9 protein-coding genes, 1 tRNA gene and 2 pseudogenes are annotated in these 9,970 nt (G+C 45.2%); 9 read left to right on the top strand and 3 right to left on the bottom strand.

The window, feature by feature from the left end; translation table 11 throughout:
• Together A1359_RS23030 and A1359_RS04095 are read left to right on the top strand one after the other, a co-directional pair.
• Positions 1–186 (top strand): annotated as a pseudogene (locus A1359_RS23030) (hypothetical protein); the annotation flags it as partial.
• Positions 187–495: 309 nt separating this feature from the next.
• Positions 496–897: a hypothetical protein gene (locus A1359_RS04095; protein ID WP_066978418.1), complete on the top strand. Its 402-nt coding sequence runs from the start codon at positions 496–498 to the stop codon at positions 895–897.
• Positions 898–1,706: 809 nt separating this feature from the next.
• Here A1359_RS04095 and A1359_RS04100 read toward each other — a convergent pair.
• Positions 1,707–1,796 (bottom strand) — tRNA-Ser (locus tag A1359_RS04100).
• Positions 1,797–1,863: 67 nt separating this feature from the next.
• Between A1359_RS04100 and A1359_RS04105 the strand changes: the two genes are divergently transcribed.
• The 5 genes from A1359_RS04105 (at position 1,864) to fae (ending at position 6,396) form a co-directional block, all read left to right on the top strand.
• Entirely contained in the window at positions 1,864–2,961 is a 1,098-nt protein-coding gene (locus A1359_RS04105) for an ATP-grasp domain-containing protein (RefSeq protein ID WP_157200459.1), read from the top strand.
• A 3-nt stretch (positions 2,962–2,964) separates the two neighbouring features.
• On the top strand, positions 2,965–3,948 hold the full coding sequence (gene mch, locus A1359_RS04110) for a methenyltetrahydromethanopterin cyclohydrolase (RefSeq protein ID WP_066978425.1): 984 nt from the start codon (positions 2,965–2,967) through the stop codon (positions 3,946–3,948).
• 75 nt (positions 3,949–4,023) lie between these two features.
• A complete protein-coding gene (locus tag A1359_RS04115) occupies positions 4,024–4,926 on the top strand; it encodes an ATP-grasp domain-containing protein (RefSeq protein ID WP_066978439.1) in 903 nt (300 codons plus the stop codon).
• The gene (locus tag A1359_RS04120; protein WP_157200460.1) at positions 4,923–5,783 is read left to right on the top strand and encodes a triphosphoribosyl-dephospho-CoA synthase; all 861 of its coding nucleotides are present in this window, start codon (positions 4,923–4,925) and stop codon (positions 5,781–5,783) included. The genes A1359_RS04115 and A1359_RS04120 overlap by 4 nt, the downstream gene beginning before the upstream one ends.
• Positions 5,784–5,877: 94 nt before the next feature.
• Positions 5,878–6,396 (top strand): formaldehyde-activating enzyme, encoded by a 519-nt coding sequence (gene fae / locus A1359_RS04125; protein WP_066978427.1) that lies wholly within the window; start codon positions 5,878–5,880, stop codon positions 6,394–6,396.
• Positions 6,397–6,451: 55 nt separating this feature from the next.
• On the opposite strand, the gene A1359_RS04130 is transcribed toward fae, so the two are convergent.
• The gene (locus tag A1359_RS04130) at positions 6,452–7,129 is read right to left on the bottom strand and encodes a HisA/HisF-related TIM barrel protein (protein WP_066978429.1); all 678 of its coding nucleotides are present in this window, start codon (positions 7,127–7,129) and stop codon (positions 6,452–6,454) included.
• Positions 7,130–7,144: 15 nt separating this feature from the next.
• On the opposite strand from A1359_RS04130, the gene A1359_RS04135 reads away from it, so the two are divergent.
• Together A1359_RS04135 and A1359_RS04140 are read left to right on the top strand one after the other, a co-directional pair.
• On the top strand, positions 7,145–8,137 hold the full coding sequence (locus A1359_RS04135; RefSeq protein ID WP_066978432.1) for an ATP-grasp domain-containing protein: 993 nt from the start codon (positions 7,145–7,147) through the stop codon (positions 8,135–8,137).
• A 6-nt stretch (positions 8,138–8,143) separates the two neighbouring features.
• Positions 8,144–9,184 carry a hydantoinase/oxoprolinase family protein gene (locus tag A1359_RS04140; RefSeq protein ID WP_066978434.1) on the top strand — a complete coding sequence of 347 codons (1,041 nt, stop codon included), beginning with the start codon at positions 8,144–8,146 and terminating at the stop codon, positions 9,182–9,184.
• A 63-nt stretch (positions 9,185–9,247) separates the two neighbouring features.
• Here the strand turns inward: A1359_RS04140 and A1359_RS04145 are convergent.
• Positions 9,248–9,937: pseudogene (locus A1359_RS04145) on the bottom strand (TonB-dependent siderophore receptor); the annotation flags it as partial.
• Positions 9,938–9,970: the final 33 nt, after the last annotated feature.

The raw sequence follows: 9,970 nt of genomic DNA on the forward strand, positions 1-9,970 counted from the left end.
ACTGGTATTTTACAACGGGGGCAATGTGACCGATTTACCTTAAGAAGAAAGAGTAAAAAGCTTCATTCCAGAGTTGACATAACTCAGATAGTCAGTGGTGTTTTGAGTAAGGATTGTGTGCATATTCTGGTCATTGATCCACCTAATATAGTAGTAAGCGAAATGATGAAGCGAATTAAAGGATAAACAGTAAGTTACCTGTTTAGAGTTTTCGCATTTGATAAAGCGTTATTAGTGGGGCAATATTTTTGGGTGCTAGGTTATTTCTGTGCCACAGTTGGGTAGATGACTGATGAAATAATTCAGTAGTGTTTGGAGCATCATTTTGAACCAAGCCTAAACCATAATTTTTAAGATGGGACCTGATTATAGGCGTCGTTTAGTTGGCGTGTATCCCAACTTTCTGTCCGCAATAAGAACTCACCCGTTTAAACGGATGGTTATTGAGTAAGTTAGTCTTGTGCTTTTTTGTTAGGGGTTAATGGAATGCTAATAATGCGATTAGTTACAGTCAGTCTGTTGTGGGGTTTGGTGCTTTCAGGATGTACTTCTGAGGATTCTAAATCAACAGTTGCAAAAGTAAGTGATAAACAAAAAGAAGGAAATCCAACTACCGAAATATCAAACGAACAAAAAGGTCAGGTTGGAACTTCCTCGGTAAAAGATGATAAAAATCTGTCGCAAACGCTACCTACGCGAAGTGAGCTTAGGGTTTTATCGGAGGATGTAGACGCAAAGAATAATGAAGTTAATGAAGTCATCGAGCAATTTGATGATAATCTCAATAATAGGCAAGTGCGTAAAGAAGCAGAAGTAAAATTTAAACAGATGCTGCCAGAATATAAAGAAAAAATGATGCTGATTGGTAAGTCAAAACTAAAAGAAGCAAATCAATGAAATTTTGCCATTTGTCTCGGGTCGTTAATTTTTTCGCTTCGGCTGCTTTGCGATAGGCCCATCCCTTAGTTTTATTTTGAACAGCTGATCCCAGACTTTCACCTGCCATTGATTTGAAAGACGCGATTATTGGCTGATTTCAAAATGCCAATCTCGATTGATTCAACTGCTATCACTGAAACACTTACAATCATAGTGATTCGCAATCTTTCCTTTTAAGAGTTTCTATCGAATCCACTAATATTAAAAGCATCTAAAGTAGTGCAGTCGTCTTCTGATATTGATGTCCAAAATCGACCGGTTTCGGACATCCCTTCTGAAAGATGTACCGGAAAATTTCAAGCTAGTTGTCGCCTCAATGTAAAATTTTATGCGGCTATTTTGTTTTTCGGCCAACAAGGGCTGCAATGCGACAGAAAGGGTTTGATTTTTGCAACTAAGGGCAAGATGAGCGACGTTTAAGTTTCGGTGAGTGGTAGGTTTCTTTAAAAAAACGCGCTGAAAATGCGGAGAGCACCCCTTAAACCGAAAGGAACTCGGATTCAGGCTTATGGATGATAGCTAATGGAATTGGCAACGTGCTTTAAGGAAAGACGATATATTCAGATGTTGAATATCTATCAGCGTACCTTTTTTATCCTTGATCAAACTTAAGCAATGTATTAGATGTAAGGATATGAGAAAATTTATTTAGTTGCTTCAAGTTCGACTGTATTGAAGTGCTTTAAAGGCAATGGTGGGGCAAATGATGGGGTGTTGTGTTATTGTTTGTTAATGGTTGTTAACAAACAATAACTTACATAATAATATGGCGGAGAGCTAGGGATTCGAACCCCAGGAAGGGATAAACCTTCAACGGTTTTCAAGACCGCCGCTTTCGACCACTCAGCCAGCTCTCCAATGACGGCCATTATGCCAGAATTTATATTAAAATCCAACTTTGTTTAAACTTTTCTGATTTTACTTTTGAATCAACTACCTTCTACTCAATTGCTAGTCATTGCTAATTCTGCCCGCATGTTAACGCAAATGGCTGTGGATACAGGGTTTTTACCTATTGCAGTCGATTGTTATGCCGATGAAGACACCCGGATTTTGGCTTTGGATGTGGTTAAGGTTGCTAGTCTGGCCGTTGCTGATATTCATGTTGCTATCGATGATTTGATAAAAAAGCACGGCGTGAAGTATTTGATTTATGGCAGCGGCTTTGAAACTCAGCTTAGCAGTCTGGATTATTTGGAAAGCCGATTTATCGTGCTTGGTAATGCTTTTAAGTTATTCCAGCGATTTCACGATAAGGCAGATTTTTTTAGAAACCTGAAGTTGTTAAACATAAATCACCCTGAATCAGTTTTATCTCCGCCTGATGATAACGGGGATTGGTTGATCAAGCCGATGCAAGGGCATGGTGGGCAAGATGTTGCTAGGTTTGATGGTTCTCAAGCTTTTAGCGGTGATTTTTACTGGCAACGCTACCAAGCGGGCGAAACTTTCTCAGTTTTATTTGTTGCCTGTAATGATCAAATAAGCGTTCTTGGTTTTAATCGGCAGTGGAGCTGTAGCAATCCTGTGCAAGAGTTTCTATTTGCCGGCATTAAAAATCATGCCGCTGTTTCTGAGGAAAACCAAGTTCTGCTAGGCAATTGGTTGCAAGCACTAGTTGAACTATATCCAATGCAAGGCCTGGGTAGCCTGGATTTTATTATTTATGATGAAATTTGTTACTTACTTGAGATTAACGCGCGCATTCCTGCCAGCGCTCAGCTTTATGGTAAGTCAGTGTTAAATTTACATTTGCAGGCTTGTATGGAGCGATTACCGGATTGGGACTTCTCTCAAATTCCAGCAGGATATCAAATAATTTATGCGGACAGATCTGTGTGTATTCCAGCCGGCTTAACATGGCCGCATTGGGTAGTTGATAGGCCTAAAGCGGGCGTATTTATTGGCAAAGGGCTGCCTATTTGCAGTATCATTGCCTCCGAAAATGACGCTGATGAAGTTGAAAATCAATTACAGCGTCAGCAAAAAATTATCGCAAGTTTATTAAATATGGGTCTTTAAAATATGCAATACCAGGCAAGCGTCAATAAACATACTCAACCTTTAGTTGCTCATCTGCTGGAAAATGCAGATATGCTCAGATTGGGCGTCGAGAAACTGGAAAACGGTTGTACCATTATCGATGCAGGTATTAATGTACCCGGTGGCTTGGAAGCCGGTCGTATCATTACCGAAATTTGCATGGGTGGCATGGGTACTGCAACCATTTCGCAAAGCAGTTACACCGAAAACTGGCCGCTGACGATTAATGTGCATGCCACTAACCCGGTATTGTCTTGCTTAGGCAGTCAATATGCCGGCTGGAGCTTGTCGCACGGCAAATATTATGCTCTAGGTTCGGGGCCTGCGCGGGCGATGGCCACCAAAACCAAAGAAGGCGTAGTCGAGCCGGTTGAAGAGTTGTACAAAGAGCTGGAATATCGCGACAGCTGCGAGAATACCGTACTGGTGATTGAGAACGATGCCGTGCCGCCGCTGGAAATAGTGGAAAAAGTGGCCACAGCTTGCGGTGTCTCGCCAGCCAATTTGACGATTATCGTTACCCCAACCAGCAGTTTGGCCGGTGGCGTGCAGGTAGTGGGTCGGGTTTTGGAAGTCGCCATGCATAAAGCGCATGCCCTGCATTTTCCATTGGAAAATATTGTTGACGGTACGGGGTCGGCGCCGATTTGTCCGCCGCATCCTAATTTCGTTAAAGCCATGGGCCGCACTAACGATGCGATTTTGTTTGCCGGACAGGTGCATTTGTTTGTCAAAGGCAGTGACGAAGCGGCTGAGAAATTGGCAAAAGAACTGCCAAGTTCCACATCTAAAGATTATGGCAAGCCGTTTGCCGAAATCTTTAAAGCCTACGAATACGATTTCTTTAAAGTCGATGCCATGCTGTTTAGCCCGGCTAGCGTGATTGTAACCGCTGTTGAGTCGGGTAAAAGCTTTCGTGCCGGTAAACTGGATAATGCCTTGCTGGATCAGTCTTTCGGTCTTTAAGTGCTTTAATTTTGTCAAGCCGGACTTGTCTGAGTCCGGCTTTTTTGCGTCCACCTAAAAATCTTGAACAATCCCTTGCGTCGAATTGCAATTATTACTGACGATCCCGGCTGGCATGGCAAACAGTTATGCCAGGCTTTTGCCGAGCGATCTTTTCATGCTGACTATCTATCTTTAACAGACTGCCGAATTCAAGTCGACGGCCAGTTACCCATTCACTTGCCCGGTTTTGAGCAGAATCTGCCGGATGCCGTGTTTGTGCGTGGCGTACCGGGCGGCTCATTGGAAGAGGTGGTGTTTTATCTGGATGTGCTACACGCCTTAAAGGTGCTGGGTGTGCCGGTGTATAACGACGGGCAGGCAATAGAGCGTAGCGTAGACAAGGCCATGACCAGTTTTTTATTACATAATGCAGGTATTTCAACACCCAAAACCTGGGTGCTGCGCGACCGTGAGCAGGCGCTTGCAATTTGTCGGCAGGAGTTACTGGCAGGGCATTACTTAATCAGCAAGCCTTTGTTTGGATCGCAAGGCGAGGGCATTCGCCGCATCGAAAAGTCCACGGACTTGCTGTGGCTGACCAGTAGTCACGGTATTTATTATCTACAGCGTTTTATTGAATGCGAGGGTGCAGGCTTTTCGGATAAACGAGTGTTTGTGATCAATGGCAAAGCGGTTGCTGCCATGCGTCGGCGCGGTATTTCCTGGTTGAATAACGTCGCTCGGGGCGCGTCTTGCGAACGAATTGATTTAAGCGCTGATGTAGCCGAGCTGGCGATAAAAGCGGTAGCTGCCTTGAGTATGGATTATGCCGGCGTCGACATTATTAAAGATCGCCATGGCAAGCTGACGGTAATCGAGGTCAATAGCGTACCAGCCTGGAAAGGCCTGCAAAGTGTGTGCGGGATAGATATTGCCAGCTGTCTGGTGGAAGATTTGATTATGCGCCATGTCAGCAACATAAAGGCGGTGGCGTGATAGCGCAGCAAGCCTTAATGGATGCCTATCGGCAGGCTTGCGAGATTGAATTACAAGCCTTTAAGCCGGGCAATGTCAGTGTATTCAGTGATGGGCACGACATGACGGTGCAGGATTTTAGAACCAGCGCCCATGTCAGTGCCGCCGCTATCACCAATCCTGATTATTCCCTCGGCGAAAAAATTTATTATGCCGTCAAGGCTACTCGCGAGGCCGTAGGCTGTAATACCAATCTGGGCATTATTTTACTTTGTGCTCCGCTATTGCATGGTTGCACAGCCTGCAATTCAACTATCAGTTTGCGCTTATGCCTGGACAATGTATTGAAAAATACGACAGAGCAGGATGCCGACTGGGTTTTTAAAGCGATTTTATTGGCGTCTCCGGGCGGTTTAGGAAAATCCGAGCAACAGGATGTCAGCGATCAGGCTGTCGTCAGCTTAACCCAGGCCATGACTATAGCGGCTGACAGAGATAGAATTGCCTTGCAGTACACAAACTGCTTCAAAGATATTTTTGATTTTGGATTTATAACGTATAATCGTGCTTTCGTTTTGTCTGGTGACAGCGGGTGGTCTGCATTAACGGTTTTTGCCGAAATGCTGGCACAATATCCGGATAGCCATATTGAGCGAAAGTATGGAAAGCAGTATTCAGAGTGGGTTGCGGAACAAATGACTTTGCTTTGTAAGGCCATGGAAACCGCTAAAACGCCGGAAGAGGTTTTGCCGATGTTAAATAGCATCGATGAGGCTTTTAAGGCAAAAAAAATCAACCCGGGTACGACTGCTGACATCACTGTCGCAACAGTACTGGTGGTGCTTTTGGAGCAGCTTTTTAGTCAAGGTTTCGACTAAAAAGTTTTTAGAAGGAATTGTCCGAAAGCTTCAACATAAGGACATTACGTATCTTTAACTTGGTTCAATATTATCTTTAGGAGATAAATTTAAAATGGCAAAAATTACAAACATGCGCGTTGGCGAATCTTTGGTTGGCGAAGGCAACGAAATTGCTCACATCGACTTGATCGTTGGCCCACGTGGCTCAGCAGCTGAAACTGCGTTTGCAACTGCTTTAACAAACAATAAAGACGGTTTCTCTACTTTGCTGGCTGTTGTTGCTCCTAACCTGATGGTTAAACCTGCGACTATTTTGTTCAACAAAGTAACCATCAAAGGTTCTAAACAAGCTGTTCAAATGTTTGGCCCAGCTCAACGCGGCGTAGCGATGGCTGTTGCTGACTGTGTTGAAGACGGTACTATCCCTGCTGACGAAGCTGATGATTTGTTCGTTTCTGTTGGTGTATTCATCCACTGGTTGGCTGAAGACGACGCTAAAATCGAATCATTCAACTATGCTGCAACCAAAGAAGCTTTGAAACGCGCTGTTGCGGGTTCACCAACTGCTGCTGAAGTTGTTGCTGCTAAGAAAGAAGCTAAACACCCATTCGCAGTTAACAACGAAGCATAAGTTGTTGCTAGTATAGGTAGTTAGAATACCCCGGCTTGCTGGGGTATTTTTTTGCCTAATGGTTTTGGATGGCTGGTAGATTAATACTGCCATTATGCAATGCGGTTGCTACTAAGGCAGCCTGCATGCCGGCATTTTTTAAGTCAGTTAAATCCTGTTGGTGACGTATTCCACCTGCGGCGATCCATTGTTTTTGCGGATATTTTTGCTGTAATGCCTGTAACTTTGCGAAGTCCGGCCCGCTATTGCTGCCAACCCGGTTTAAAGTCATTACAATAAGCCGCTCTGGCCAATACTGGCTATGCTTAAGCCAGCCTGCATGATCAGCTGGCAGATCGTTTTTATAATCAAGAGACAGTATAAAATCATGCCGCGTAGGGCAGGGCGCTGCTTGCTGAGATTCGGTGCCGATTACCCATTTCATGTTTCGAGCGCCATCACGAATTTCAGATAATTGGCTGCCGCTATCAAGCCAGAACTCGATATCCGGGTGTGCTAATAGCATGACGTCGATTAATGCTTGATGATTACCCTTGCCTGTAATGGCATCGAGATCGGCAATATAAAATCGTTTAAACGGATACAGTGTTAAAAAACCCGCTAAAACCGCATCGATATCGCTATCAGAGGTTAAGCATGAGGCATGGTGTATAGGCTGATACGCCGTCCGGTTGCCACGTACGGCATGCACTACTATGCCGTCTTTTAAATCAATTACTGGAATAATCTGCATAAAGGGTTTTAACGCTTGAAGCTGCTTGTTTTCGAATATATTACCGGTGGCGGACTGGTGGGGCAGACTTTGCCAGCGTCGCTAGTTGCCGAAGGCCGCCTAATGTTGCAGGCTTTGCTGGATGATCTGAAGCAAATACCTGCCGTACAAATTCTATTGCCGCTGGATCAGCGCTGCACTGGTTTGACATTGCCGGCAAATGTCAAAGTCTTTCCGGTTAAGGAATCTGATGATATTGGACAGATTTTAACTCAATTGATTACTCAAGCCGATCTGGTGTGGCCGATTGCACCGGAAACCGACAACATCCTGTTTAAGCTTGCTCGGCAAATTGAGGCCTTACAAAAAACCGCCCTGTTATCCTCTCCTGAAACCGTGGCTATCTGCGCCGACAAGCTGGCTACTTATCGCAGATTAAATGCGCAGGCGATTCCGGTGGTGGAAACTTTGGCTTTGGTGGGATGGACTGAGCCGCCTTTTCCGCAGAGTGTGATCAAACCGATTGACGGGGTTGGCTGTGAAGATAATCGGATTATCCCTACGGCAGAGGATTTTAAGTCAGTTATCGAGTCACTGGATCAAAGCAAACGCTTTTTGATTCAACCTTTGCTTACCGGTCAGGCTGTCAGCTTGTCCTGTCTGTTTAAACAGGGCAAAGCCTGGTTAATAAGCTGCAATCAACAGCAGATGTTGATTCAAAACAATCGCTTCAGTTTAGCAGCCTGTTTAGTGAATGTAGCCAATCAAAATCAGGTGTTTTATCAGAGCTTGATACAGCAAATAGCCCAAGCCCTACCAGGATTGTGGGGGTATATTGGCATCGATCTCATCGAAACCCCAGACCAGGGGCCGCTAATTCTGGAAATCAATCCGCGTCTGACGACATCTTATGTCGGCATCAAGCAGGCCAGCGGTATTAATGTTGCCGAGCAGGTGATTAAACTGCTAGATGGTGAGCCGGATTTACATTTTTTTAACCCCAAGCCCATTCGGGTTGTGATTCATTAAACGATTATGCAAACACCTATCTTAGGCTGGGATATTGGCGGCGCACACGTCAAAGCGGCCTTACTCAATGACAGTGGCGAAGTCGAACAGGTCATTCAACAACCTTGTCCGCTCTGGAAAGGCTTGCCGCATCTGCAGCAGGCGATTGCTGCTGTTTTGCAGGCCTTACCCAAACAATGCCAACGGCATGCCGTCACCATGACCGGTGAATTGGTCGATTGTTTTACCAGTCGCGAACAGGGGGTGGCTGCCATTTTGCAGGCTATGCAAGAAAAACTGGCACCTGCGCCGATCGATGTTTTTGCCGGCACTCAAGGTTTTATTCCGCTAAATGCGGTGCAGCCCGGCGATTATATGGCGATTGCCTCGGCAAACTGGATAGCCAGCGCGCAACTGGCGGCCATTCGGCAAGGGCACGGTTTGTTTGTGGATATCGGCAGTACGACCACCGATATTTTGTTGATTCAAAATCATGCCTTAGAAGCCTTGGGCTATAGCGATTATGAACGCTTGGTATCCGGCGAATTAATTTATACAGGCATCGTGCGTACCGCCGTGATGGCGGTTGCTCAACAAGCCCTATTCAATGGTCGACCCATGGGTTTGATGGCGGAATATTTTGCCAGCATGGCCGATGTCTATCGTCTGACTGCTGATTTACAGGAAGATCACGATCAAAGCGAAACTGCCGATGGCGCTGAAAAAACCCCGCAAGCCAGTGCTAGACGTTTGTCCCGGATGACCGGTTATGAATATACCGACAGCGACTGGCCGCTTTGGCTGGCGTTTGCCCAAGAACTAAAGCAGCAACAAAAACTCATGATTCAAAAGGCTTGCCTTAAACAAATGCATAGGCTCGAAAGCTCTAAATCACCCTGTTTAATCGGTGCTGGTATCGGTCGATTCCTGCTAAAAGAAATCGCCACAGAACTCAAACTGGACTACCTGGACTTTAATCAGTTGATCAAACAATCTACTAAAGTTGGGCATATAGACGCCGCTGATTGCGCACCGGCTGTGGCAGTCGCCTATCTTGCTGGAGTTTGATACTTGAACTTGTCGATAATTTAGCGGGATGGTTCTCGTTTGTTAGATCGTTTGGTTAAGTATTTAATCAAATCGTATGCCCAGCAAAAACTGAAACAGCAAGCGATTACCCTGAATGACCGTGTCATCGTAAATAGAGCTACTGACATAACGTTTATCGAGCAGATTTTCTACTTTGACACGAAAATCCAGTTTCTCAAGTTGGTAGTGTGCCATCAGATCAGTGCGCAAATATCCTGGTACTTTGAAGCTATTGCTATCGTCGCCAAATCGCTGATCAACATAGATCAGTCCACCACCAAAAAAGAATTTTCCAGGCATTTGAAAAGGAAATTGATAGCGCGTCCACAAGCTGCTGCTGTGTTTGGGGCTGCTTCTAAAAGTATTGCCATTTAGCACAGTGCCACTGCCAAACTTGGCTTCCATCCAGCTGTAATTGCTCAATAGCTGCCAACGCTGACTGAGTTGACCAATCGCATCAAGCTCAAAACCCCGGCTGTAAATTTTGCCGATTGCCACTGAATAATCCGGATCGACCGGATCACGCCCCGGCAGATTACTTTGTTGCACATGATATAAGGCTGCATTGATCGCTAAGCGCTTATCCAGCCATTGGCTTTTGACGCCAACTTCATGTAGCTCACCTTGCTTTGCCGGCAAAACCTGCAGATTATGGTCGGTTGCGGTATTCGCTTGAAAAGACTGGCTGTAGCCGTAGTAAGCCGCTAAATTTGGTAATGGGGTAAACGATAAGCCACCACTATATGGTAAGCGCCCTTAAATCCA

Origin of the sequence: Methylomonas lenta, assembly GCF_001644015.1 — a bacterium.
Taxonomy (GTDB): domain Bacteria; phylum Pseudomonadota; class Gammaproteobacteria; order Methylococcales; family Methylomonadaceae; genus Methylomonas; species Methylomonas lenta.

What these genes read in the sequence shown, in the direction of transcription:
- A1359_RS04095 (WP_066978418.1), top strand. Translation starts at nt 496, where the DNA reads ATGCGATTAGTTACAGTCAGTCTGTTGTGGGGTTTGGTGCTTTCAGGA.
- mch (WP_066978425.1), top strand. Translation starts at nt 2,965, where the DNA reads ATGCAATACCAGGCAAGCGTCAATAAACATACTCAACCTTTAGTTGCT.
- fae (WP_066978427.1), top strand. Translation starts at nt 5,878, where the DNA reads ATGGCAAAAATTACAAACATGCGCGTTGGCGAATCTTTGGTTGGCGAA.
- A1359_RS04130 (WP_066978429.1), bottom strand. Translation starts at nt 7,129, where the DNA reads ATGCAGATTATTCCAGTAATTGATTTAAAAGACGGCATAGTAGTGCAT.
- A1359_RS04140 (WP_066978434.1), top strand. Translation starts at nt 8,144, where the DNA reads ATGCAAACACCTATCTTAGGCTGGGATATTGGCGGCGCACACGTCAAA.